24 protein-coding genes are annotated in these 23,008 nt (G+C 65.9%); 10 read left to right on the top strand and 14 right to left on the bottom strand.

The features are described 5' to 3' along the window. Position 1 precedes the first annotated feature (1 nt). Positions 2-697 carry a DedA family protein gene (locus CH273_RS06530; RefSeq protein WP_052050074.1) on the top strand — a complete coding sequence of 232 codons (696 nt, stop codon included), beginning with the start codon at positions 2-4 and terminating at the stop codon, positions 695-697. A 31-nt stretch (positions 698-728) separates the two neighbouring features. On the opposite strand, the gene CH273_RS06525 is transcribed toward CH273_RS06530, so the two are convergent. The 4 genes from CH273_RS06525 to CH273_RS06510 all read right to left on the bottom strand — a co-directional run bounded on the left by CH273_RS06525 (position 729) and on the right by CH273_RS06510 (position 4,160). Continuing rightward, positions 729-1,865: a glycoside hydrolase family 76 protein gene (locus tag CH273_RS06525; protein ID WP_032397155.1), complete on the bottom strand. Its 1,137-nt coding sequence runs from the start codon at positions 1,863-1,865 to the stop codon at positions 729-731. Between the two features lie 74 nt (positions 1,866-1,939). After that, positions 1,940-2,629, bottom strand: a complete 690-nt coding sequence (locus tag CH273_RS06520; RefSeq protein WP_179273147.1) for a TrmH family RNA methyltransferase — start codon at positions 2,627-2,629, stop codon at positions 1,940-1,942. Then, positions 2,626-3,234, bottom strand: a complete 609-nt coding sequence (locus CH273_RS06515; RefSeq protein WP_032397156.1) for a DUF6636 domain-containing protein — start codon at positions 3,232-3,234, stop codon at positions 2,626-2,628. Before CH273_RS06515 ends, CH273_RS06520 begins: the two co-directional genes overlap by 4 nt. Before the next feature lie 137 nt (positions 3,235-3,371). Beyond that, positions 3,372-4,160, bottom strand: a complete 789-nt coding sequence (locus CH273_RS06510) for an SDR family oxidoreductase (protein ID WP_032397402.1) — start codon at positions 4,158-4,160, stop codon at positions 3,372-3,374. An 89-nt stretch (positions 4,161-4,249) separates the two neighbouring features. Between CH273_RS06510 and CH273_RS06505 the strand changes: the two genes are divergently transcribed. Further along, positions 4,250-4,702, top strand: a complete 453-nt coding sequence (locus tag CH273_RS06505) for a hypothetical protein (RefSeq protein WP_032397157.1) — start codon at positions 4,250-4,252, stop codon at positions 4,700-4,702. Here CH273_RS06505 and CH273_RS06500 read toward each other — a convergent pair. After that, positions 4,673-5,308 (bottom strand): lysoplasmalogenase family protein, encoded by a 636-nt coding sequence (locus CH273_RS06500; protein ID WP_032397158.1) that lies wholly within the window; start codon positions 5,306-5,308, stop codon positions 4,673-4,675. The genes CH273_RS06505 and CH273_RS06500 overlap by 30 nt on opposite strands. Before the next feature lie 133 nt (positions 5,309-5,441). Between CH273_RS06500 and CH273_RS06495 the strand changes: the two genes are divergently transcribed. The 5 genes from CH273_RS06495 (at position 5,442) to CH273_RS06475 (ending at position 10,500) form a co-directional block, all read left to right on the top strand. After that, the gene (locus CH273_RS06495) at positions 5,442-6,038 is read left to right on the top strand and encodes an Rv1733c family protein (protein WP_045198656.1); all 597 of its coding nucleotides are present in this window, start codon (positions 5,442-5,444) and stop codon (positions 6,036-6,038) included. Positions 6,039-6,112: 74 nt separating this feature from the next. Further along, positions 6,113-6,574, top strand: coding sequence for a MarR family winged helix-turn-helix transcriptional regulator (locus CH273_RS06490; protein ID WP_032397159.1), 462 nt, complete (start codon positions 6,113-6,115; stop codon positions 6,572-6,574). Beyond that, positions 6,571-7,797 carry an MFS transporter gene (locus tag CH273_RS06485; protein WP_032397160.1) on the top strand — a complete coding sequence of 409 codons (1,227 nt, stop codon included), beginning with the start codon at positions 6,571-6,573 and terminating at the stop codon, positions 7,795-7,797. The genes CH273_RS06490 and CH273_RS06485 overlap by 4 nt, the downstream gene beginning before the upstream one ends. 275 nt (positions 7,798-8,072) lie before the next feature. Continuing rightward, positions 8,073-9,905 carry a hypothetical protein gene (locus CH273_RS06480; RefSeq protein ID WP_032397161.1) on the top strand — a complete coding sequence of 611 codons (1,833 nt, stop codon included), beginning with the start codon at positions 8,073-8,075 and terminating at the stop codon, positions 9,903-9,905. Beyond that, positions 9,892-10,500 carry a class F sortase gene (locus tag CH273_RS06475; RefSeq protein ID WP_032397162.1) on the top strand — a complete coding sequence of 203 codons (609 nt, stop codon included), beginning with the start codon at positions 9,892-9,894 and terminating at the stop codon, positions 10,498-10,500. Before CH273_RS06480 ends, CH273_RS06475 begins: the two co-directional genes overlap by 14 nt. 22 nt (positions 10,501-10,522) lie before the next feature. Here CH273_RS06475 and pyrE read toward each other — a convergent pair whose 3' ends face one another. The 5 genes from pyrE to clpB form a co-directional block, all read right to left on the bottom strand. After that, positions 10,523-11,071: an orotate phosphoribosyltransferase gene (pyrE, locus tag CH273_RS06470; protein ID WP_032397163.1), complete on the bottom strand. Its 549-nt coding sequence runs from the start codon at positions 11,069-11,071 to the stop codon at positions 10,523-10,525. Positions 11,072-11,174: 103 nt separating this feature from the next. Continuing rightward, positions 11,175-11,753, bottom strand: a complete 579-nt coding sequence (locus CH273_RS06465; RefSeq protein ID WP_032397164.1) for a LemA family protein — start codon at positions 11,751-11,753, stop codon at positions 11,175-11,177. A 58-nt stretch (positions 11,754-11,811) separates the two neighbouring features. Beyond that, the gene (locus tag CH273_RS06460) at positions 11,812-12,867 is read right to left on the bottom strand and encodes a hypothetical protein (RefSeq protein ID WP_052050001.1); all 1,056 of its coding nucleotides are present in this window, start codon (positions 12,865-12,867) and stop codon (positions 11,812-11,814) included. Positions 12,868-12,952: 85 nt separating this feature from the next. Next, positions 12,953-13,948 (bottom strand): DUF5666 domain-containing protein, encoded by a 996-nt coding sequence (locus tag CH273_RS06455; RefSeq protein ID WP_052050002.1) that lies wholly within the window; start codon positions 13,946-13,948, stop codon positions 12,953-12,955. A 96-nt stretch (positions 13,949-14,044) separates the two neighbouring features. Continuing rightward, on the bottom strand, positions 14,045-16,591 hold the full coding sequence (gene clpB, locus CH273_RS06450; RefSeq protein ID WP_032397165.1) for an ATP-dependent chaperone ClpB: 2,547 nt from the start codon (positions 16,589-16,591) through the stop codon (positions 14,045-14,047). Between the two features lie 203 nt (positions 16,592-16,794). On the opposite strand from clpB, the gene CH273_RS06445 reads away from it, so the two are divergent. Continuing rightward, positions 16,795-17,958 (top strand): globin domain-containing protein, encoded by a 1,164-nt coding sequence (locus CH273_RS06445; protein ID WP_032397166.1) that lies wholly within the window; start codon positions 16,795-16,797, stop codon positions 17,956-17,958. A 22-nt stretch (positions 17,959-17,980) separates the two neighbouring features. On the opposite strand, the gene CH273_RS06440 is transcribed toward CH273_RS06445, so the two are convergent. Next, entirely contained in the window at positions 17,981-18,652 is a 672-nt protein-coding gene (locus CH273_RS06440; RefSeq protein WP_143544543.1) for a hypothetical protein, read from the bottom strand. Between the two features lie 293 nt (positions 18,653-18,945). Here CH273_RS06440 and CH273_RS06435 point away from each other — a divergent pair, with 293 nt between their 5' ends. Further along, positions 18,946-19,365 (top strand): helix-turn-helix domain-containing protein, encoded by a 420-nt coding sequence (locus CH273_RS06435; RefSeq protein WP_032397406.1) that lies wholly within the window; start codon positions 18,946-18,948, stop codon positions 19,363-19,365. Here the strand turns inward: CH273_RS06435 and CH273_RS06430 are convergent. Next, positions 19,362-19,676 (bottom strand): DUF2277 domain-containing protein, encoded by a 315-nt coding sequence (locus CH273_RS06430; RefSeq protein ID WP_045198644.1) that lies wholly within the window; start codon positions 19,674-19,676, stop codon positions 19,362-19,364. The two genes, CH273_RS06435 and CH273_RS06430, sit on opposite strands and share 4 nt — an antisense overlap. A 22-nt stretch (positions 19,677-19,698) precedes the next feature. Continuing rightward, positions 19,699-20,274 (bottom strand): TetR/AcrR family transcriptional regulator, encoded by a 576-nt coding sequence (locus CH273_RS06425; protein ID WP_032397168.1) that lies wholly within the window; start codon positions 20,272-20,274, stop codon positions 19,699-19,701. A 94-nt stretch (positions 20,275-20,368) separates the two neighbouring features. On the opposite strand from CH273_RS06425, the gene CH273_RS06420 reads away from it, so the two are divergent. Continuing rightward, positions 20,369-21,766, top strand: coding sequence for a cytochrome P450 (locus tag CH273_RS06420; protein WP_032397169.1), 1,398 nt, complete (start codon positions 20,369-20,371; stop codon positions 21,764-21,766). Here CH273_RS06420 and dinB read toward each other — a convergent pair whose 3' ends face one another. Beyond that, on the bottom strand, positions 21,767-22,954 hold the full coding sequence (gene dinB, locus CH273_RS06415) for a DNA polymerase IV (protein ID WP_032397408.1): 1,188 nt from the start codon (positions 22,952-22,954) through the stop codon (positions 21,767-21,769). Positions 22,955-23,008 lie beyond the last annotated feature (54 nt).

Here is a 23,008-nt window from a genome sequence, read left to right as displayed (position 1 = left end):
CATGTCGTCGATTACCACTGCGCTGTCGACCGAGTCCGTCCAGGCCGCCGGCAGTTTCGGTCCGTTGGAGACAGCGGGCCCACTCGTCGTGTGGATCGTCGTGATGACCTTCGTGTTCATCGAATGCGCAGTGATCATCGGGTTGTTCCTGCCCGGAGACTCGATGTTGATCACGGCAGGAATCGTGATGGCGACCCACGCGTCGGGCACCGGTCACATCTGGGCGCTGTCGCTCGGTGCGATGGTCGCCGCCATCGCAGGCAACCAGGTGGGCTATTCGATCGGCCACCGCACCGGCTCGACTCTGGTGGCCCGCAAGAACGGCAAGTACCTCAACACCAAGAACCTGCACAAGGTCAATCTTCTGCTCGAGAAGCACGGTTTCTGGGCGGTGCTGGTCGCGCGGTGGATCCCCTGGGTCCGCACCCTGTGCCCGCTGGTCGCTGGTGCTGCGAAGATGGATCACCGCAAGTACACGATCGCCAGCACTCTCGGTGCCATCATCTGGGCTCCGGTGCTGCTGCTGATCGGGTTCTACTTCGGGTCGTTCATCGAGCGCATCCCCTGGTTGATGCCCGCCGTCCTCATCGGCATGGTGGTGCTGCTCGTCGTCGGAACCGGTCTCGGTATCTGGCAGTACCGCAAGGAAATGGCACGGCCCGAAGAGACCATCGAGGTCGAAGAGGTCGTCGAATAGGGTCTGCGTCGGTCCGCTCCGACGAGGTGTTCTAGAAACCCGCAGCCGAGACTCGGTAGGCCGCTTCCATCAGCATCCAGCCGCCGAGCTGCACCGAGAAATCCCGTTCGGGCACATCGGACGGTCGGACCGTGCCCTCGGTGAAGGTGGCGATGTGCAGGCCTTGCCCCGGGAAGCGGGCTTCGCGGGTCCAGTCGGCTCCGAACAGTGGATTGTCTTCCACTTCGAGACGGTTCTCCCACGCCGACTCGGCCGAGTTCAGCACGATCGCCGCAGCGAGTTCGCGTGCCCGGTCGTCGGCGTCCGAGTCCCCGGGTAGCTCCACCGCGACCATCGCCAGGTAGCGCGCGAGGATCGGGTTGAACAGGCCGCCGTCTCCCCCACCGCCGCCGGTGACGACGAGGTTGCGGGTCAGGTGGTTGTCGACGGCGTCGACCAGGGCATGGACTCGCTCGGCGTGCCGGGGTTCTCCGAGTCGGACAGCGAGTTCGGTCTCGAGGCCCAACGTGACGCCCTGGCAGTAGCTGTACACGGCGCGTTCCATCTCGCCGGTCTTTCCGGCGTCGACGAGTGCACGAGTGGAATGCATTCCGTCCAGAACGAGCCCCGTACGCGGGTCCTTGAGGGTGCGGTCCATCCAATCGGCCATCTCCTGGGCACGCCACAGCCGACCGGTGCGGGCCAGCAGGATCGCGGCCGGGCCGTTGGCGGGTGCGTTGTAGAAGTCCGACTTCTTGCGCCACGGAATGCCGCCGCCCTCGGCCGGAGCCCAGGCGTCGAACAATTCCATCTCGATCTGCTGGATGCCACCGCGATTGCCGACGAAATGCTGCCGCTGCGCGCGTTCGAGTGCCAACCCGAGCCACGCCATGTCGTCGTAGTAGTTGTTGGTCCACCCGCTGACGTTGCGGGTTCGGTGCGCTCGGGTGATCTTGTTCAATCGCCGACGGCGCTTGGCGGTGAGATCACGATCGGCGGCGTCGACCGCGCAATCGAGCAGGTGGGCCTGCCACCAGTAGTGCCAACGCAGGAACATCCGTTCCGAACGCGCCGGTGGCCAGGCGACGACTCCCAACGTCGTGCCCGGCAGCCCCCACAGCCGACGCATGTGCCGCGCGACGACGGCCCCCTCCGCAGCGTCCGCACGCTGCGACCACAACTCCTGCATAGCCGCAATCCTGCCACTACCGTTGCCGATTCGTTACATCCCGCCCCGGAAACCCCGTCGGACAGCGCTGCGACTCACCACGCTGCATCGAGATCCGCGTGCCGCCGAATCCACGAGTGCATGGCAATCCCAGCGGCAACACCTGCATTGATGCTGCGCGTGGAACCGAATTGCGCGATCGATACCGTCATCGAAGCCGATTCGCGGGCACTGTCGGTGACACCCGGTCCCTCCTGACCGAAGAGCAGCAGACAGTGACGCGGCAACTCCGCGGTCTCGATCGGTACCGACCCAGGGGTGTTGTCGACGGCCACGACCACGAGGCCCTGCTCGGCTGCGAACGCCATCAGCGCCTCCACCGAGTCGTGGTGATGGATGTGCTGGTAGCGGTCGGTGACCATGGCACCGCGACGGTTCCACCGACGACGTCCGACGATGTGGACCGCCTGCGCGGCGAAGGCGTTCGCGGTCCGCACCACCGTCCCGATGTTCGCGTCGTTGGTGAAGTTCTCGATAGCGACGTGCAGCGAATGCCGTCGGGTGTCGATGTCGGCGACGATCGCCTCGCGTCGCCAGTAGCGGTAGGCGTCGACCACGTTGCGGCGATCTCCGCCCGCGAGCAGATCCGGGTCCAATCGCGGATCGTCGGGCGGCGGTTCGGTGTGCGTGTCGAACCACGGTCCGACGCCGTTCGGGTTCTCACCCCACTCGGTGGGGCCGGCGTCGTCCGACGACGATTCGCTGCCGATCGTGTTCTCGCTCAATAGACTTCGTTGCTGTCCGGTGCGATGCGGAAGCCGTGTCCGGTTGCGTCGTCGACGCACGAGATGCCGTTCTCGGCGGACGTGCAGGTGAATCCGTTCTCGGAGATGCTCGCTCCGACCGCCAGCGGTGGATCGATCGTCTCGCCGCCCGAGGTGTAGACCACACCGCCGGAACACATGAACGCCGCCGGGCCATCGTTGGTGACACGAATACCGTTGCCCCAGTTGATCATGCAGTCGTCGGGCCGCGGCGGCACCGGGGTGGTGGTGCCCTGACACCCGGCCTCGACACGACTGGAGAGCGGCACGATCCCGCACTGGAACAGACCGTCGGGGGAACTGAAGTAGTACGCACCGCCGATGGCGGCGTACGTCGTCTGCGGTTCCGCGGTGGGCGTCGGCTCCACCGGAGGCGGGGGCGGCGGCAGTGGCACTTCCGTGGTCGTCACGGGCGCAGGAGTGGTGGTGGTCTGCGTCGTCGTCGGCACCGGAGTCGTGGTCGACGCAGGCGGCGGAGGCTGGGCAGCGGACTCACTGCTGCAGCCGGCGAGAACGAGCGCCGTACCGACCCCGATTCCCACCAACCAGGCTCGTGCCCAACCCATTTGCCGTGCTCTGCTCGATCGCTGCCCGCTCGCACCCCACGTAATCGGCATGAAGAAACCCCGACCCACCTTTCGACATCGACTGCTCGAAAGACCGACGATACCGGCGCAGTGCCGGCATCGTCCGGCGAGGAGTTCTAGGTGTGGCTCAGACGCCGGTTGACCTCGCGAGTGAGCCATGCGGGCGAGAAGCGCGAGCCGAGCGAGAGTGCCTTGGACGGCAGGCCGACCGGGAAATGCACCTTGTGCAACCGACGCTTCACCGGACGAGTCGCGTCGAAGATCGCGTCGGACACGTCCTTGACGGTGAGCTTGATACCCAACGAGCTCGTGGTGCCCGTCGACACGCCCTGCGTCATCGCCGTTTGGACGAACAGCGGCCACATGGCCTTGACCGAGATGTCGTACTTGCTCCACTCGAGATCCAATGCCTCGGTGACGCCGCGCACCGCGAACTTGGTCGCGCCGTAGGTCACCAACTCGGGCTGACCGTAGATGGCCGACGCGGAACACAGGTTGACGACCTGCGCGCCTGCGGTGTCCTTGAGGTACGGAAATGCCGCGAGGGTGCCGTAGACGACCCCGTTGAAGTTGATGTCGATCTGACGACGATGCACCGACAGCGGCATGTCCTCGAAAGCGCCCGCGGCGAGAATTCCGGCGTTGTTGATCAGAATGTCGAGTCGACCGTCACCCTCTGTGACGAACTCCTTCAGCCGGGTTTCCCACTGGTCGGAGTTGGTTACATCCAAGATGCCGGTGACGACGCGGCCGCTGAGCGAGGCAGCTTCCTTGCCGAGCGATGCCAAGCCGGTCTCGTCGATGTCGTATGCACCGACGAGGTAGCCGTTGGCCGCGAACTTGAGAGCCGTCGCGCGGCCGATACCGGCAGCTGCGCCTGAGATGAAGACAGTTGGTCGAGTCACATCGATCACCGTACATGTAACCCTACTTACCGGTAACCCCCTATCGTCGAATATCGAACAGTCGCCTCCGGCGACCCAGGAGCACCGAAGTGAACAACGCGAGAATCGTGCGAGCAGTCGTCGTCGTGACGATCGGATACGCCATCGTGCTGGCGATCTGGATCGGCTGGCTGATGAAGCGAACCCCGCCCGGGACGCTTCCGTACCAGCTGGCGGCCCTGGTCGCCGGATTCGGCGCGGCCCTCGGCCTGGCCATGATGCTCGCGGGACGACCGACGCGTGAGCAGAAGGAACTGATCGAACACGGCGTCGAAGGATGGGCGACGGTGGATGCGATCCGCCGCATCGACGAGAACACCGCCGAGTTGGACCTCGAATTCACCGTGCCCGGCTCGAGCAGCTACTTCGGCAAGATCGTCTACGACGTCCCCCGCTCGGACACCTCGCGGTTCGAGCCGGGCACCGTCATCGCCGTTCGCGTCGACCCTGCCCACCGCGAGCGAGTGCTGCTGCTACCCCGAAGCGAGGGCTTCGACGAGTAGGACCTGCGCCGCGACGTAGGTCGACAGGACTATGGCCTCCGCGGTCCGCCGCTGACGATCCTCGGTCAGGAACAGTCGACGGAAGACGATCAGTGCGTCGGATGCAGTGAACAAGGCACCGCCGATCATCAGCCGTCGATCGCCGCCGCGGGAGACAGAACGAGCAGACAGGGTCGACGTGGTCGCGAGCACCGCACCGTACGCGATCAGGGTCGACGCCACCGCGGGCTGTCGCCTGGCCAGTAGCGTCGCCGCGGCCGCCCATCCGGCGTACCGCGGAACGGCGTCGATCAGTGCCGGACGTGCACCCCTGCGGTACAGCAGATAGGTATAACTGCCCTGCATCACGGCGAACGCACGCGCACCCCATTCCAGAGCGGAGTCGTCGTCCGGGTCGATCAGCAGAACATCGCCGATCGTTGCGGCCGCGAGACCAGCCGTGAGCACCCGATCTCGGCCCGGACAGAGCCCGCTCGCCAGGGCCGGGACTATCAGAGGCTTGGCCATGCGCTGCAACGGCATCGAACCCGTCCAGGCACCGACCACGGTCACCGCACCCGCCACCAGCGCGGCCGCCCGAGCCCGCCGAACCCGACCGACAACCATCGCAGACCTCCACCCGAACATCTCGTCACAGTGAGCATCACATGTGACGCTGACCCCTATCGCTTGATACTCGCAGGTTGCGTCGCCATCGTGGAAAGGTCGGTCGGATCATTTCGAGGCAGTGGGGACCAGCATGCGCCGCAAACTCACCGGGCAGGACAGTTCGGGCCGCTCCGCGTTCGCAGGCCACCCCAACCCGTTGCTCCGCGACTGTGACGTTCGCCAGGCTCGCATCAAGCACTGGGTGACCGCACTGCTGATCCTCATGGTTCCGGTGTCGCTGTGGATCGGTGCCGCCGCCCACACCGATCAACAACAGCGACTCGAGGACCAGAAGACCTCGATTCACCAGGTCACCGCGACCACCACCGCCGCCGCCGAATCCGCACCCGTCGCATCGACCGAATTCGGCGCGTCCGGCGCAGCGGCGACCGCCGTCGACTCACGGTGGGTCTACCGAGGCGTCGAGCACACCGGACGCGTCAGCGTGGACACCGGATCACCCGTCGGTACCACCACGCAGATCTGGGTCGACGACAGCGGCAACCCGAGCATGCGACCACTGACCTCGTCGGACGTCGTGGCCGCGTCGATCTTCAACACCATCGGTAGCTGGGTGCTCGTGGCATCGATTCTCATCGGCTTCCATCACCTGATGCGCTTTCGCTACGACGGTCATCGGGACGCCGAGTGGGACCGCGACATCGCCGCTCTCCTCCGCCAGTACTGACGCGACCCCCGACGCCCTTCCGCAGGTCACCTGCGCCGTTGCATTAGATAGTTAGTGTATGTAACAATAAATCGGTGAGTCACTCCGACGCAGACATCCGGGACCTCCTGTCGCAATTGGTCACCAGCTCGTCACGTTTCGTCCGGTTGGCCGCACGGTTCGGCAGCGACGAATGGCCGAGAGCGTGGATGCGGGCGCTGTCGTTGCTCGAGGAATACCAGCCCCTGCGCATCAGCACGTTCGCCGAGTTGGACCGCTGCTCCCAACCGTCGGCGACGGCCTTGCTCGCCAAGCTGAGCAAGAGCGGCCTCGTCACCCGAACCGCCGATCCCGACGATTCCCGTGCCGTCCTCATCGAGATGACCGACGACGGCCACCGATGGCTCGCCGCGAGTCGACGCCACATCGTCGACGGACTGGTGCCGTACCTGTCCGACCGCGACCCGGAACAGATCCAGAAACTGACCGACGGACTGAGCGAGCTTCGCAGCATCCTCGAGCCCGTCGATCGCGGAATGAGAGGAACCTCTTCGTGACCACCAGCACCTCCCCCGACAGCCTGCTGAAGCAACCGCGAGCGGTGTGGGCCGTCGCGTTCGCCAGCGTCATCGCCTTCATGGGCATCGGCCTCGTCGATCCCATCCTCAAGCCCATCGGTGAACAACTCGATGCCTCGCCGTCTCAGGTGTCGTTGCTGTTCACCAGCTACATGCTCGTGACCGGATTCGCGATGCTGATCACCGGGGTCGTGTCGAGCCGCTTCGGACCCAAGCGCACCCTGCTGGCCGGACTGGCGATCATCGTCGTCTTCGCGGCACTGGCGGGTACGTCCGGATCGGTCGGTGAGATCATCGGTTTCCGCGCAGGCTGGGGACTGGGCAATGCTCTGTTCATCGCGACGGCGCTCTCGACCATCGTCGGTGCCGCATCGGGAGGTGTCGCTCGCGCGATCATCCTCTACGAGGCCGCTCTGGGTATCGGTATCGCCACCGGACCCCTCGTCGGTGGCGTTCTCGGCGGGTTCAGCTGGCGCGGACCGTTCTTCGGCGTTGCCGCACTGATGGCCGTCGCGTTCATCCTGCTCATCGTCATGCTGCCGGACACCCCGAAGCCCGCGCACACCACCTCGATCCTCGACCCGTTCCGCGCGCTTCGTCACCGCGGCCTGCTCACCGTCGGCATCACCGCGCTGCTCTACAACTATGGATTCTTCACCCTCCTCGCCTACACCCCGTTCCCGTTGGACATGGGCACGTACTCCATCGGCTTCATCTTCTTCGGCTGGGGCCTGTGCCTGGCGATCGCATCGGTGTTCGTGGCACCGAAACTGCAGCGGGCCTTCGGAACGCTGAACATGATGATGCTCGCGCTGCTGCTGTTCGCCCTCGACCTGGCGGTCATGGCGATGTTCACCGAGAACAAGATCGTCCTCATCGTGGGAACCGTCGTGGCCGGGCTGTTCCTCGGCGTCAACAACACGCTGATCACCGAGACCGTGATGATCTCGGCACCGGTCGAGCGCTCGACGGCGTCGGCGGCCTACAGCTTTGTTCGCTTCACCGGCGGGGCCGCGGCTCCTTACCTGGCCGGCAAATTGGGCGAGTCGAACATGCACGTCCCGTTCTGGGTGGGTGCCGCCTGCACCGCCCTCGCCATCGTGGTCCTGGCGACCGGCCGGAAGGTGCTCGCTCATGTCGACGACCACGAACCCGCACCTCACAGCATCGACGAGGCCCGGGCCGTGACGGTCGGCGACTGAAATACCTTCACCTGAACAGGTTTTCGCGGCGGTCGAGATCTTCGGATCTCGACCGCCGTTCGCTTTCGCGATTCTCACTCGTCACATGAGTCCCATCAGTAACACTTTCATAACCAATTCTCAGGTAAAGGCTTGAACGGTTCCCGAGACCGGCCGGTTGGTTTACGGTCACGTCAACACGGTTGTTCGTGTGACTCACCAACTACACCCGTTCCGCGTGGGAGGGCGGGTGCGCGCAGCACTCTGCTGCCACTGACCGAAGGGCCACAATCTCCATGTCGCAGAAGTCGATCGCCAGGTCCAAGAAGGCGCGCCTCGCCGCTGCCGGGGCCGCCATGGCACTGTCCCTCTCCATCGCTGCACCGGGAATTGCCAGTGCGCAGGATCAGACACCCGAAAGCTCCGCAGTCGAGCAGCCGGCCACCGAGGGCGGCACCGAATCCGGAGCTCCCACCACCGAGGAGGGCGCAGCGGTCGAAGGATCCGCCACCGTCGACGCGCAGATCGAAGCACCTGCTCCGGCCGTCACCCCGGAAGACGCCGCAGCCGCAGCGGCCGCAGCCGTCCCGGCCCCCGAGCTACCGTCGACCATCCGCCCGCTGCCCCAGGTCACCGGCGGCGTCGTCTTCAACGACGACGGCACCGCGACGGTCAACCTCGACGTCATCCCGCAGCTGTCCGACGCGGAAAGGCAGGCGATCGCCGACGCCGAAGCGGCCAGCAAGCTTGCCGCCGAAGCATCAGCCGCCGCTCAGGTGCGCCTCGAGACCGCCAAGGCCGCCGACACCGCCGCGAGTAACGACGCCACCAAGGCCGAGGTCGCTGCAGCCGAGGCCGACGTCAAGGCCAAGGCTGCCGTCACGGCCGCCGCATCGGCCAAGGTCCAAAGCGAGGCCGCGAGTGCTGCGGTCACCGCAGCCAAGAAGGACGCTGCCGAGCTCGAGACCGCGGCCGGCGAGGCCAAGGCGGCAGCGGACCAGGCCGCAGCCGACGCGAAGACGGCGGAGGATCTGGCTGTCGAGCTCGAAGCCGCAGCGGTATCGGGCGACCCCGAAGCCACCGCCGCAGCTGCGGCCGCCCGCGCCGACGCGAACGCGAAGGCCGAGCTCGCCGCCAGCGCCAAGGTCGAGGCCGATGCGTCGACCAAGGCCGTCGAGGACTCCCTCCAGGCACTGCAGGACTCGTTCAAGAACTTCAACCTCGCCAAGGTCGCTGCCGCCACCAGGGCCGCAGCTGCCACCGCGGCCAAGTCGCTGGCCTTGCACATCGAGGCTCAGACCGCAGCTGCCGTGGCCGCGATGGCCGAGCAGAACGCCAAGAACCTCGAAGCCGCAGCCGAGGCTGCGGCAGGCGAGGAGACCGAATCGCAGAAGGCTGCAGCCGACGCCCGAACAGCAGCCGATGCGGCCAAGGCCGACGCCGACGCCAAGGCAGAGGCGGCAACCGCAGCCCAGGCCGCACTCGACGCCGCCCCGTCGGACGCGGACATCGCGGCACTGCAGAAGACGGCCGACGACGCCGCGCAGGCAGTTCTGGACGCCGACGCCGCGGTTGTCGCCGCCGATGCAGATCTGGCAGCCAAGACCGAGGCAGCCGCGGCAGCCAAGGCCAAGGCGACGGAGGCCGCGGACGCCCTGGCAGCCGTACAGGCCGACGTCGATGCCGCCAAGGCCGATGCCGACGCGAAGGCCAAGGCCGAGGCCGATCTGAAGGCCGCAGCAGCCGAACTGGCCGCCAGCGGACCGAAATTCGAGTGGACGATCAACCTCGGAAATGTTGTCCGCGAGGACGTTCCGGTCACCGAGATCGACGAGAACACCGTCGTCGTCGACGAGACCGGAGTGTCCCTGGTCGGCGTCAAGAACGAGGACGGATCGTTCACAGTGGCGGATTACTTCACCACCGACGAGAACGGTGTCGTCAGCGTTGCCGGCGATCTGCCGCCGGTCGATCTCGCACTCGGCGACTCCTCGAACGAGGCGTCGGGCGGATCGGACAGCTCGTCCAACACCCCGGTGATCCTGGCCGGAGTCGGCGTGGTCGTGGTCGCGGCAGCAGGCGGAGCGTTCTACCTGCGTCGCCGCAGCTCCACCGATGCCACCTCGTAGAACCCGCTGGCTGTGGACGGCGATCCTGACCCTCGTTCTACTCGTATCAGGTTGTGCGAGTGACGAAGTCGGGATCGCCGCACCCGATCGCTCGCCGGTCCAGTCACAGATCTCGGTGGCTGCACCGGCGAGCGACGTCGCTCCCGCTCAGCCGGAACACATCGAACTCCGATCCTCGGACGGCACGACCTACCTGAGCAGCCCGATCCATCCCGACCCGCTCTACCGCGGCGGCGACAGTGGCCAGGTGCTGAACCCGGTCGACGAACTGCCCGCGTGGTGGGCCGAGAGCGGAATGCCAGGAACCTCGACCGAACAAACGGTAGTGGTTGCCGGACATAACTATTCGAAGCGTGACGCCCCGTTCAAGGCGTTGCGGGTAGTCACCCCGGGCGACACCGTCGTGTTGCGCACCCCGAGCGGCACCTTGCAGTACGCGGTCGAATCGGTCGGCCCTCTACCTAAGGGATCTCTGCTCGCGGACAACGAACTCCGACGCTCGGTACCGGGACGATTGATCCTCGCCAACTGCGACGTCCAGGGCGGCGAACCCACCGACGACAACTTCGTCGTCGTCGCGCAACTCGTTCGCTGACAAGCTCTTTCGGAGCCAGGGGCTACAGGCCGAGGTCCGCCAGGCCGAGGAGGGATCGATATTCGAGCCCCTCTGCGGCGATGACCTCGTCCGCCCCGGTCGCCCGATCGACCACCGTGGCCACGCCGACGACCGTCGCTCCCGCGTCCCGCAGAGCCTGCACGGCAGTGAGCGGAGAATTTCCGGTGGTCGTCGTATCCTCCACCACCAGAACACGTTTGCCGACGATGTCCGGACCCTCGATCCGACGCTGCATGCCGTGCGCCTTCGCGGCCTTGCGCACCACGAACGCATCGATCGGACGCCCCTGCGCATGCATGATCGACATCGCCACCGGATCTGCACCCATCGTCAGACCGCCGACCGACACGAAATCCCAGTCGGCAACCAGATCACGCATCAACGAACCGATCAGCGCGCCTGCCCGATGATGCAGAGTCGCGCGACGAAGATCGACGTAGTAGTCGGCTTCCTTGCCCGACGACAACGTGACCTTCCCGTGCACGACGGCAAGCTCTTTCACCAAATCGGCCAGTTCCTGCCGGTCCGAATTCGCGGCACTGTCGGCCATGTTCGGATTCCTCTCGTCGCACCACGGATCTTCGATAGGTCGGTACGAACTTACCTACCGACCCGCGCAGGCGCTCCCGCCGGCTCCGCTGATCGTTCTGCCACTAGGCAGCGATCTCGGCCGACTGCTGCTCGTCGAGCAGTTCCTTGGTCTCCACGAACGGTTCCGGTGCGGTCAACGAACGAGCCCTGGCGACGAGCGAGGACGGGAACGTGCCGATCGCCTGCGACAACCGATACGCGTTGTCGTTGTACACCCGCACCGCGCCTGCGATACGGCGCTCGGTGACGTTCAGTTCACCGGCCGGGCCTTGAAACGACCAATTGCCCAACGCGTTCCGACGCGCATCGGCATCGGCGAGCACGGCGTGAAACGCGGCGGACAGGGCGTTCTCGGCGGCGGCCTGCGCCTGCAGACCCAGGCTGCGATCGCGCACGGCCTTGGACCACGAACGTGCACCGCCGAGCTGACGCAGCAGATCGGCGGACAGCCCGGTGGCCTCCGCGGCGGCGAGGAACGGGCCCAACTGCTCGTGACGCCGATCGAGCTCGACATCGACCAGCCGCAGACTCTGCTCCGTCTGATCGCTGTATCGACCGAGTCGACGCACCGCGACCACCACGTAACCGACCACAACAATGAGGACCAGGACTGCCACGACAACACCCGAAGAAACCGTCACGAGGTACGAATTTAGCCGCGTAAGCGCGTCTGCGCCCGTAAACACGCCCGAACTTCGATCACGGCTGATTGCGTCGGCGGTCCGAGTCGAACGGAATCGGCCGCGAGACGGGCGGACGCGGCACCGGACGCGACGGATTGGCCCTACTTGCGGCCTGCGGACCGGCAGCATCGGGCCTCGGCGGACGCGGCCTGCGCCCCGGCTCCTGCGGACGCGGTTCCTGAACACGAGGTTCCTGAACACGGGGTTCCTGGACACGCGGTTCCTGGACACGGGGCTCGGCGGCGCGAGGAGGCCGAACCCTCGGCTCAGGCGTGTTGGGTGCAGGGGTTCTGGGCTCGGCGACGGGCGGCTCCGGGCGTCGAACCGCCTGAATACGGGGTTCGGCCACGCGAGGCCGAGGATTCTGTGCCACGGGTGCTTGCTGCGTGGGTGCCTCGTGCACCGACGGCCTACCGGGATCACTCCGATCATCACCGGGGCGAGCGCCGTAGACCGCGCTTCCGCGAACCGGCGGCAGCACGTGCAACATGCCCGACAGTCTCGCGACCGCGTCGATCGCGGCATCCCAATCGCGACCGACACTGCCGAGCGGCAGTGACCCGAGCGTCCAGTCCTTCTCGCTCCACAGCAGCTGCAGATTCTCCGGGATGGACTCGGTGAACGCTGCCATCCGCTGGTCGCAGACACGCCGAGCGATATCGACGTCGGTTGCGAACACCACGCGTGGACCGATGGAACCGAGCAGTTCCATGTCCTCGTCGCGCGGCGGTGGCGTCGAGCGCGGCCGAAGATCGATGTCGACATCCGAACCGACCGAGCGTTGCACGGCCACGATCGTGCCCGTCTCCTCGACGTCGAAGAGAACGAACTCCTCACCGCGTCGAACGCCGGTCACCACTCCGAGAGCCACGTCGAACTCCGGCTTGGACAGGGCAGCGCGCGAGAACCGCGTGACCAGTTCTCGATCGTGCGGTCGGTACTCGTATCCCTGAGCCTTGGCCCACATCTGCCGTACACGTCCGGACCGATCTCGCTTGGACCTGTCGATGTAGAGCAGGGCCACTGCACCCATCAGTGCAATTGCCGCAAGGCCGAACCACATTGCCGTCATCGCGAACCACCTTAATCGACATCGACACCTTCGCCGCCCACCACCGCCGGGGCCTGCGAACCGTCCCTACTGCGACGCGGGTTGCCTAACCACCCAGACTCGGCGTTTCGATGATGACGTTCGCGCGAATCGTTCCGTCCTCGACGGCCTCGCCCTGCACCACGACGAATGCACCGACGGTCAGCGACGCCAGATCGCTACCGGACAACGAGATTATCTGGGTCTGGGGTGTGGTCTGCACCGTGACCGGGGCCCCGTCGAGACCGTCGAGCGTCAGAGTCGAGCCGTCGTTGGCGGTGATCGTTCCCACCGACGAGCCGAGCTGGCCGAGAATCTCGGGAATTCCCCCCGGGATCAGCTCGGGTGTGGTGGCCGTGCCCGATTCGGTGGGCTGCGGCGTGGTCGTGGGCGCAGTCGAGGTGGGCGGCCGGATCGAGGTCGACGGCGCAGTCGCCGTGGTCTCGGGCTCGTCCGATCCCGCGCTCAGGAAGGAAATGCCGAACACCACGACGATGGCGAGAACGACGAGTCCGATGAGCGCCAGAACCCACGGTCGGGGCCCCTTGCTGCCGGAATCGGCGTCGTTCGGTCCTTCGGCGGGAGGTGGAGTGCCGTACTCCGGCGGCTGTCCGAACTGCTGAGTGTGGCCGAACTGCTGAGTGTGGCCGTACTGCGCAGTGTCGTAGCCCGGAGCCTGCCCGTACTGCTGGGCCTGCCCGTACTGAGCAGTGTTGTACCCCGGGGCCTGGCCGTAACCCGGGGCCTGACCGTACTGCTGGGTCTGGCCGTAGGCCTGATTCGCCGCAGCCTGCTGCTCGGGGTCGTACGGCGGAAACGCCTGCGTCGGCTGATACCCCGGCGGATACGCCTGCGGGTCCGGATTCTGGTAGCCCGGGTTCTCGTAGCCCGGGTTCTGATACGCCTGCGTCGGATATGCCTCGGTCGGGTGAGCGCCGTCGGGGTTTTGCTGGGTTCCGGAGTACGGCCGACCGTCGTCCTGGGTCGGCTCGGACGACTCCGCCTGGCGTGCCGCGTCCTGATCGCGTTCTCGAGGTGACCGCGGGTCGTCCGGATTCGTCATTCCACGAGCGTACCCACCCGCTGAGCCCCGGTCGAAGCACGAAACAGGCCCGCGCGAGCAGTGCTCGTGCGGGCCTGTTCGGACAGGCGACCCCGGCTAGCCCAGGATCAGGTGCTCGCCATCCGGGCTGACGTTGACCGACACCACATCGCCGTCGTGGACCTCACCGGCGAGGAGCAACTTCGCCAGTTGATCCCCGATTGCCTGCTGAATCAGTCGACGCAGCGGACGCGCACCGTACAGCGGGTCGTAGCCGCGCACCGCGAGCCACATCTTCGCCGGCGACGACACCTCGAGTGTCAGGCGACGAGCCGACAGACGCTTGGCCAGGAAGCCGAGCTGGATGTCGACGATCGACTCGAGCTGATCCTCGGACAACGCGTCGAACACCACCACGTCGTCGAGTCGGTTGACGAACTCGGGCTTGAACGAACGCCGCACCGCGTCCATCACCTGCTCCTTGGTACCGCCGGCACCGAGGTTGGAGGTGAGGATCAGGATCGTGTTGCGGAAGTCGACGGTCCGGCCCTGGCCGTCGGTGAGACGGCCCTCGTCGAGAACTGCAAGCAGGATGTCGAACACGTCGGGGTGTGCCTTCTCGACCTCGTCGAAGAGCACCACCGTGTACGGCCGCCTGCGCACGGCTTCGGTCAACTGTCCGCCGGCCTCGTAGCCCACGTAACCCGGAGGTGCACCGACGAGCCGAGCGACGGCATGCTTCTCGCTGTACTCACTCATGTCGATGCGCACCATCGCCCGTTCGTCGTCGAACAGGAACTCCGCCAACGCCTTCGCCAGCTCGGTCTTGCCGACGCCGGTGGGGCCGAGGAAGAGGAACGATCCCGTCGGACGGTTGGGATCGGCCACCCCGGCACGGGAGCGCCGGACCGCGTCGGACACCGCTTGTACGGCGTCCTTCTGTCCGACGACTCGCTTGCCGAGTTCGTCCTCCATGCGGAGCAGCTTGGCGGTCTCGCCTTCGAGCATCCGGCCGGCCGGAATTCCGGTCCAGGCCGCGACGACGTCGGCGACGTCGTCCGGTCCCACTTCCTCCTTGAGCATCACCTCGCCCTGAGCAGGAGAGTCCTCGGTCTTGGCGGCGAGCTCCTTCTCGAGCGTCGGGATGCGTCCGTAACGCAGCTCGGCGGCCTTGCCCAGATCGCCGTCGCGTTCGGCGCGGTCGGACTCCCCGCGCAGGTTCTCGAGCTCCTCCTTCAGGACCCGCACCGAGTCGATGGCGTTCTTCTCGTTCTGCCAGCGGGTGCTGAGCCCGGCGAGCTTCTCCTGAAGATCGGCCAGTTCCTGGCGGAGCTTGTCGAGGCGAGCCTTCGACGCGTCGTCGGTCTCCTTCGCCAGGGCCATCTCCTCGATTTCGAGGCGACGGACGGCCCGCTCCACCTCGTCGATCTCGACGGGGCGCGAGTCGATCTCCATGCGCAGCCGCGACGCGGCCTCGTCGACGAGGTCGATGGCCTTGTCCGGCAGGAAGCGGGCGGTGATGTACCGATCACTGAGCGTTGCCGCAGCGACCAGGGCGGAGTCCGTGATCCGGACGCCGTGGTGCACCTCGTAGCGTTCCTTGAGTCCGCGCAGGATTCCGACGGTGTCCTCGACCGAGGGCTCTCCGACGTAGACCTGTTGGAAGCGTCGTTCGAGGGCAGCGTCCTTCTCGATGTACTTGCGGTACTCCTCGAGGGTCGTCGCACCGACCAGACGCAGTTCACCGCGGGCCAGCATCGGCTTGATCATGTTGCCCGCGTCCATCGCGGACTCGCCGGTCGCGCCGGCACCGACGATGGTGTGCAGCTCGTCGATGAACGTGATGACCTGGCCCGCGGAGTTCTTGATGTCGTCGAGCACGGCCTTGAGCCGCTCCTCGAACTCACCGCGGAACTTCGCCCCCGCGACCATGGAACCGAGGTCGAGGGAGACGACGGTCTTGCCGCGCAGGCTCTCCGGAACATCGCCTGCCACGACCCGTTGGGCGAGTCCTTCGACGATGGCCGTCTTGCCGACGCCGGGCTCGCCGATGAGCACCGGGTTGTTCTTGGTGCGTCGCGACAGGACCTGCACGACGCGCCTGATCTCGGTGTCGCGCCCGATGACGGGATCGAGCTTGCCTTCGCGGGCCAGCGCGGTCAGGTCGGTGCTGTACTTCTCCAGCGCCTGGTAGGTGTTCTCGGGATCTGCGCTGGTGACCCGCGCGCTGCCACGGACGGCCTGGAAGGCGTCGCGCAATTCGTTGGGTCCGGCTCCGTGGCCGCTCAGAAGCTTGGCTACGTCGTCGTTGCCGGTCGCCAGGCCCACCATGAGGTGCTCGGTGGAAACGAACTCGTCGTCGAGTTCGGTGGCCAGGTGCTGCGCTGCGGTGATCGCGGCGAGGGTTTCACGGCCGAGTTGCGGAGTGGTGGTCGAGCCGGATGCCGAGGGCATGCGATCGACGAGGTTCTGCGCTTCTCGACGCACCGTTGCAGGGTCGACGCCGACGGCCTTCAACAAGGGTGTGGCGATGCCGTCGGTCTGATCGAGCAACGCCACCAACAAATGTGCCGGACGAATGTCCGGGTTACCGGCCGCGGATGCGGCCTGCAGGGCAGCAGAAAGCGCTGCCTGCGACTTCGTGGTGGGAGTGAAACTGTCCACCGGTCACCTTCTTTCTCGGATCGGGTTTCGTGACTGTCGCTGGGTACAACCATAGACAAGTTGAGTCTGTTCCGCTCAACCCTGATTTTCTTCGTGCGCGACTCTGCACATTCCGCACCGTGCGCGATACCCTCGATCGGTCTACTTTGGAGACGGTCGACGGCAGTGACCGGTGGGGCAATCGGTGGGGTGGAGGTAGATCGATGCTCGACGCACGCACGATCTCCCTGGTTCGCACCGGATTCAAGTCCGTCGTGGCCGCCCAGGACGGACCGGCGCGGCTGTCTCGGTCCTTCTACGGCCACCTGTTCGCCGAGCACCCCCACTTCCGCGCCCTGTTCCCCGCGTCGATGGATGCGTTGCGTGAACACTTCGTCATGGCGCTCGGGTACGTCTTCGAGCATCTCGACGACCCCGACCGCGTCGAACCGTTCCTCGAGCAACTCGGCCGGGACCACCGCAAGCACGGAATCTCGGGCGCGCACTTCCGTGCGGGCAGCTCGGCCCTGATCAGCGCGTTCCGCACCTTCGCCGGCAACGAGGTGTGGACCGACGAGGTCGAGACGGCCTGGAACGACGCACTCACCGTCGTGAGCGATGCGATGGCCGAGGCCGCCGACAACGACGAACTGCCGCCGTTCTGGAGCGCCACCGTCGTCGAACATCATCGGCTTCTCGACGACCTCGCAGTCGTGCGACTCAAGACCGACGGCGAAATTCCGTACTTCCCCGGGCAGTACGTCAGTGTGCAGATTCCGCAGCGGCCCAAGCTGTGGCGGTATCTGTCCCCGGCCATCCCCAGCAATCCGTACGGCGAGATCGAGTTCCACGTCCGACGTGTATCCGGGGGCTGGGTGTCGCCGGCGATGGTCACCGAGACCGCGGTCGGTGATCGCTGGTCCATCAGCCCGCCACTGGGCGGGATGCACGTCGATCGCGCGATCCGCGAGGACGTGCTGATGATCGCGGGAGGTACCGGCCTGGCTCCGCTGCGCGCGCAGGTCATGGAGATGGCGCAGCGCAGCAACAATCCGCGGGTGCATCTGTTCGTCAGCGGGACGTATCCGTGCGATCTCTACGATCTGGACACGCTGTGGCAGCTGTCTCTGTCCAATCCGTGGCTGACGGTCGTTCCGGTGACCGAGGAGCTCGAGAATCCGTGGTGGTACTCGGGCACACCTCGCGAACTGCCGTGGGGAATGCACCACCGTCTGCACGGCGCGGTGGGCAAGGTGGTGACCCAGTTCGGCTCGTGGGCCGATCGGCAGATTCAGATCTGTGGGTCGCCGTCGATGGTTCGGACGACGATCTACGCCCTCCGCAAGGTCGGCACACCGATGGAGCACATTCAGCACGATCCGTTCTGAATCATGTTGCGCTGCTAGGGTTTCAGCTCGACAAAGACTTCGGCGGCAGATCCTCGACGATTCCGCCCGCCACCAGGCGAGGAGTCCAGGTCTCGGTGATGAGCCTGCCGTCTCCGGTGATGATCGCGTCGGGATCGGGGTCGATCAGAATGGGATAGCCCGCGTCCGCGTCGGCCAGGACGTTCTGCACCAGAAGGTCGTTCTCGATGGTGTAGTGCACGCGAACCGGATGCAGATCCGAGTCGAAAGCCCATGGGCGGCCGATGAAGATCACCGCATCACCGGAATCGTCGAGTACCGACACCGAGCCGTCGTGCTCGAGCCGCAGGCTCCACCGAGGCGGCATGGACGTGACGAACTCGAAGCGGTGGGGCGCTCGGGTGTCGAGCAGGTGGATCATCAGCAGTGCACCGTCCCAGGGATCTCGTTGCGGGACAATCACTTCGAACGATCCACATTCGTAGAACCTGGATCCGAACGGACCCGGGATGCCTGCGCCGAGATCGTCTGCGATGGCGAGTTCGAGCCGAACGAATCCGGATCCGTCCTCGGCGCGGAGCATGATTCCCTCGGACGGGTGCGGCATGGGCGATTCGTCCCGCGGTGCGTAGGACAGCACTGCACGAAGCAGAGGCTCGACCACCTCCGCGTCACCGTCTCGTGAATCGAACGTTCGTCGTCGACGACCGGTCATCTCCACCCCCTCCGCCTGGCAAGACAGTCTGCCACCGAGGCTCCGATCACGCGCCCGATTCTGCGGAAAAGCATTCGTTCGATCCCGTTTCCCCGGGTACCCGGCCGCGCGGACTCGGCCCCGCACGTCACCCACCTCATGAAACCGATCAGTCCGATTCTGGGAGGGATTTCTGCAGGTCAGCCATGATTCGACGGGATCACGACAGCGGCTACTATGAGCCGGTTCGGTCCGTGGCGGACCGATCTGCCCGGGTGGGCAGCGGCTGTATCAGGAAGGCACACACATCCCCGATGTCCGCTGATTTCGCCGCACGTCTGAACCATCTGTTCGCCACGATCCACCCGCCCGGACGCAAGCCTCACACCAATGCCGAGGTCGCCGACGCACTCGCCCTGCGCGGGCACCAGATCTCCAAGCCGTACATCTCGCAACTGCGGTCGGGGCAGCGCGTCAATCCGTCCGCCGACACCGTGGCGGCACTCGCCGCGTTCTTCAAGGTCAAGGCCGACTACTTCTTCGACAACATCTATGCGGCCAAGGTCGATCACGACCTCGAACTGCTCACCCAGCTGCAGGGATACGGCCTACGTCGCCTGTCCGCCAGGGCATTCGACCTGTCCGAGGAATCTCAGAACCTGCTCAGTTCGATGGCCGAGAAGCTGCGCGTGAGCGAAGGACTTCCAGCGGTGCCGCCGGACAGCACCGTCTAGGATCCGGCTTTCGAGGCCGATACGGGTCGTTCCGCAGGCTGCACTCCCGCGGCCGCAATTCGCGCCTGCACTTCGGGACGCCTCAGTGGCGGCACCGTCGGCGGTGGCTGACGCCGCTCCGGGAGCGCGTCGAGGAGCCGGTGCGTCGTCGCCGTCACCTCGGCGACGGCAACCTCGAAGGCGTCACGGGTGGCGTCCGAGGTCTTCTGCACACCACTGATCTTGCGGACGTACTGACGCGCGGCCGCTTCGATCTCCTCGTCGGTTGCGTGTGGTTCCAGCCCTCGCAGGGTGGTGATGTTTCGGCACATGCATCGACGATAACCCCGCAGCTCACACCTCGAGAAGACCTGCCACGGCACGTAGACACAACGCACGAACCTGTTCTCGGCTCAGAGTTCTGCGCTCCACCCAGTCCAGGCACACCGCTCGCACGAACGCCACCCACCCGCGCAGTGCGGTGCGGACAATCTCGTCGTCGCGAAATCCTTCGGGCAGAGCAGCCAGGATCCGCTCCTGCTGGATCTCGAACTCGCGCCTGAGGATGTCGTCGATCCGTCGGTCTCCCAGCAGAGACCCGCGGTTGACGGCGCGGACGCCGTGCGCGTGCTCGTCGGTGTAGGAGATGTACGCGTCGAGACCGGCGGCGATCTGCTCGAGGACCGGAAGGGAGGTGTCCGGTGCGGTGAGGTCGAGGTTTCGCTCGGATTCGGTGCGCACGACCTCGACGAAGAATTCACGCTTGGACGGGAAGTAGTGGTACATCAACCCGCGGGAGACGCCCGCGAGATCGGCGACCTCCTCGATCCACACGTCCTCGTAGGGCCGCTCGGCGAACAGCGCCGAGCCGATCTCGAGTAGCTGCGCACGCCGTTGCGTCGGCGTCATCCGCTTACGGGGTGTGGTCATGGGCCTCGAACTTTACTTGACACGAGTTCAACAGTGAGTACGGTCACTATTGAACACCGGTTCAACAGGCTTGTCTCGAAACGATGGAGTGGCGATGTCGACAGAGTTCGCGGTACGAAACGGCCCTCTGCCGCATCCCCCGTACCGAGTCCCCGTGCTCGGCGACATTCTCGGAATCAACCCGCGCACACCGGTTCAGGACTCGACCGCCATGGCCGGCCGCCTGGGCACCATGTTCGAGCGGAGCATCCTCGGTCGACGGTTCGTGTTCGCCTCGGGTGCCGATGTGGTGGGCGAACTGTGCGACGAGAAGCGGTTCGAGAAGTTTCTCCCTCCCGGCGTCGAGAATCTGCGCGACATCGGAGCGGACGGTCTGTTCACCGCCTACAACCACGAACCGAATTGGCAACGCGCCCACGATCTGTTGCGTCCGGCGTTCACCGCCGGTGCCATGCGCGGTTATCACGAGATCATGGTCGACGTCGCCGACGATCTGGTTCGGCACTGGGAAGGCTGCGCACGCACCGGGGCGACGACCGACGTGTCCTCGGACATGACGAAGCTGACGCTCGAGACGATCGGTCGTACCGGGTTCAGTTACAGCTTCGGCTCGTTCGCGCGAACCGAGCCGCATCCGTTCGTCTCCGCGATGGTCGGCGCACTGACCTACAACCAGCGGCGGGCAATGCTCAGGGTTCCCGCGTTCGCCAAACCCTTGTTCGCCCGATCGGATCGCGCGTATTCGCAGAACAAACAGTATTTGGCCGACGTCCTCGCAGACGTCGTCCGAACTCGACGCCGGTCCACCGAGAACTTCGACGACCTGCTGCAGATCATGATGAACGCGGCACGCGACGTCGACAATCCGAATGCATTGAGCGAAGCCAACATCGGCTACCAGATCCTGACGTTCTTGATCGCCGGGCACGAGACCACCTCCGGTGCGCTGTCGTTCGCGCTGTACTACCTGGCGACACATCCGGAGGTCTTCGAACGGGCCCGCGCCGAGGTCGACGAGGTCTGGGGTGCGGGCAAGCCCGAGTTCGGGCAGGTCCCCAAGCTACGGTACGTCCGCCGAGTCCTCGACGAATCGTTGCGCCTGTGGCCGACGGTTCCCGCGTTCGGCCGAGGAGCACGGGCCGAGACCACCGTCGGTGACGGCTACCGAATGGCGGCCGGGGACTGGGCGATCGTGCTGGTGACGGCCCTGCATCGCGATCCGGTGTGGGGCGATCGTCCCGGCGAGTTCGACCCGGACAACTTTCTACCCGACCGCATCAGGGCCAGACCGGCTCATGTCTACAAGCCCTTCGGTACCGGTGAACGCGCCTGCATCGGAAGGCAATTCGCCATTCACGAGGCGGTCCTGGTACTCGGAACCATTCTCCAGCGTTTCGATCTGCACGCCGACCCTTCGTACCGGCTTCAGGTCGTGGAGCGACTGACCATGATGCCCACGGGCTTTCGGGTGCAACCGTCGACTCGGCACTAGTCAGTCGGGCAACAGCGGAACCGAGATTCCCGGATCGCGGCCGAGAAGCACCCCACGAGTGAGCGATGTCGATCCGAACTTCTTGTGCACCCCGTCGAGCGCACGGTCGAGAGCCGATGCCTCCGGCGGCGTCCGCACCTGCGGTGCGTCGAACTGCAACTCGAGCTGTTCGGCTCCACCCTTGTCGATACTCGAGACGGTGACACCGACGAGGGTGATGCCCTTCTCGGCGATCAGCGGTGCGGCATCACGGAGCAGTTCGAGTGCGGCGTCCAGGATGTCTCGGGTGTCGGCGGTGGCGCGATCGAGCGTGCGTGATCTGGTGGCGCGAGTGAAGTCGGCAAACCGCAAGCGCAACATCACGGTTCGACCGGTTCGCTCTGCTGCGCGCATACGGTGCGTGACGCGATCGACGAGCCCGATCAACGAGGCCTCCACCTCGGCCGCGTCGTGCCTGCCGCGTCCGAGTGCCCGCTGCGCGCCGATGGAACTGCGTGACTTCCCGGGTTGGACGCGTCGCGGATCCCGGCCCATGGCGAGCGCGTACAGATGGGCGCCCGCTCCCTTGCCGAGCACCGATGCCAACGACCGCTCGCCGTAGGCTGCGATATCCCCGACGGTCCTGATGTCGAGGACATGCAGCTTCTCGGCGGTCACTTTGCCTACGCCCCAGAGCCTTTCGATGTTCAGCGGATGCAGGAACTCGAGTTCGCCACCGGGCGGCACGAGAAGCAGGCCGTCGGGCTTGGCGAAGGCACTGGCCACCTTGGCCAGAAACTTGGTGGTGGCGATCCCGACCGTGATTGGCAGCCCGACCTGCTCGGCGACGTCCCGGCGCAGTTGCCGACCGATCTCGGTCGCACTGCCCGCTATCTTCTGCAAGCCGCCGACGTCGAGAAATGCCTCGTCGATGGAGATGCCCTCCACCAGCGGGGTGGTGTCGTGGAAGACGTCGAACACGTCCTTGCTCGCCTGCGAGTAGGCGTCCATGCGTGGCGGGACGACGATCGCCTGCGGGCACACGGCGCGGGCCTGCCCACCGCTCATCGCCGTGCGTACCCCGAAGGCCTTGGCCTCGTAGCTGGCTGCGAGCACCACTCCCCCGCCGACGATCACCGGCCTGCCGCGCAACCGCGGGTCGTCACGCTGCTCCACCGAGGCATAGAAGGAGTCCAGATCGGCGTGCATGATGCTCGCCACGGGTCGGCCGCTGGACTCCACGAGTCCATGCTCGCACGGCCC

This window comes from Rhodococcus sp. 05-339-2, assembly GCF_002258965.1.
In the GTDB taxonomy this organism is placed as follows: Bacteria; Actinomycetota; Actinomycetes; order Mycobacteriales; family Mycobacteriaceae; genus Rhodococcoides.
This window is presented reverse-complemented; position numbering and strand designations above follow the sequence as displayed.

Coding starts and splice junctions, on each gene's coding strand:
- CH273_RS06530 (WP_052050074.1), top strand. CDS start 2: ATGTCGTCGATTACCACTGCGCTGTCGACCGAGTCCGTCCAGGCCGCC.
- CH273_RS06480 (WP_032397161.1), top strand. CDS start 8,073: ATGTCGCAGAAGTCGATCGCCAGGTCCAAGAAGGCGCGCCTCGCCGCT.
- CH273_RS06455 (WP_052050002.1), bottom strand. CDS start 13,948: ATGACGAATCCGGACGACCCGCGGTCACCTCGAGAACGCGATCAGGAC.
- CH273_RS06495 (WP_045198656.1), top strand. CDS start 5,442: ATGCGCCGCAAACTCACCGGGCAGGACAGTTCGGGCCGCTCCGCGTTC.
- CH273_RS06425 (WP_032397168.1), bottom strand. CDS start 20,274: ATGACCACACCCCGTAAGCGGATGACGCCGACGCAACGGCGTGCGCAG.
- CH273_RS06420 (WP_032397169.1), top strand. CDS start 20,369: ATGTCGACAGAGTTCGCGGTACGAAACGGCCCTCTGCCGCATCCCCCG.
- pyrE (WP_032397163.1), bottom strand. CDS start 11,071: ATGGCCGACAGTGCCGCGAATTCGGACCGGCAGGAACTGGCCGATTTG.
- CH273_RS06515 (WP_032397156.1), bottom strand. CDS start 3,234: ATGGGTTGGGCACGAGCCTGGTTGGTGGGAATCGGGGTCGGTACGGCG.
- CH273_RS06460 (WP_052050001.1), bottom strand. CDS start 12,867: ATGACGGCAATGTGGTTCGGCCTTGCGGCAATTGCACTGATGGGTGCA.
- CH273_RS06525 (WP_032397155.1), bottom strand. CDS start 1,865: ATGCAGGAGTTGTGGTCGCAGCGTGCGGACGCTGCGGAGGGGGCCGTC.
- CH273_RS06430 (WP_045198644.1), bottom strand. CDS start 19,676: ATGTGCCGAAACATCACCACCCTGCGAGGGCTGGAACCACACGCAACC.
- CH273_RS06435 (WP_032397406.1), top strand. CDS start 18,946: ATGTCCGCTGATTTCGCCGCACGTCTGAACCATCTGTTCGCCACGATC.
- CH273_RS06500 (WP_032397158.1), bottom strand. CDS start 5,308: ATGGTTGTCGGTCGGGTTCGGCGGGCTCGGGCGGCCGCGCTGGTGGCG.
- CH273_RS06445 (WP_032397166.1), top strand. CDS start 16,795: ATGCTCGACGCACGCACGATCTCCCTGGTTCGCACCGGATTCAAGTCC.
- CH273_RS06475 (WP_032397162.1), top strand. CDS start 9,892: ATGCCACCTCGTAGAACCCGCTGGCTGTGGACGGCGATCCTGACCCTC.
- dinB (WP_032397408.1), bottom strand. CDS start 22,954: ATGCACGCCGATCTGGACTCCTTCTATGCCTCGGTGGAGCAGCGTGAC.
- CH273_RS06440 (WP_143544543.1), bottom strand. CDS start 18,652: ATGACCGGTCGTCGACGACGAACGTTCGATTCACGAGACGGTGACGCG.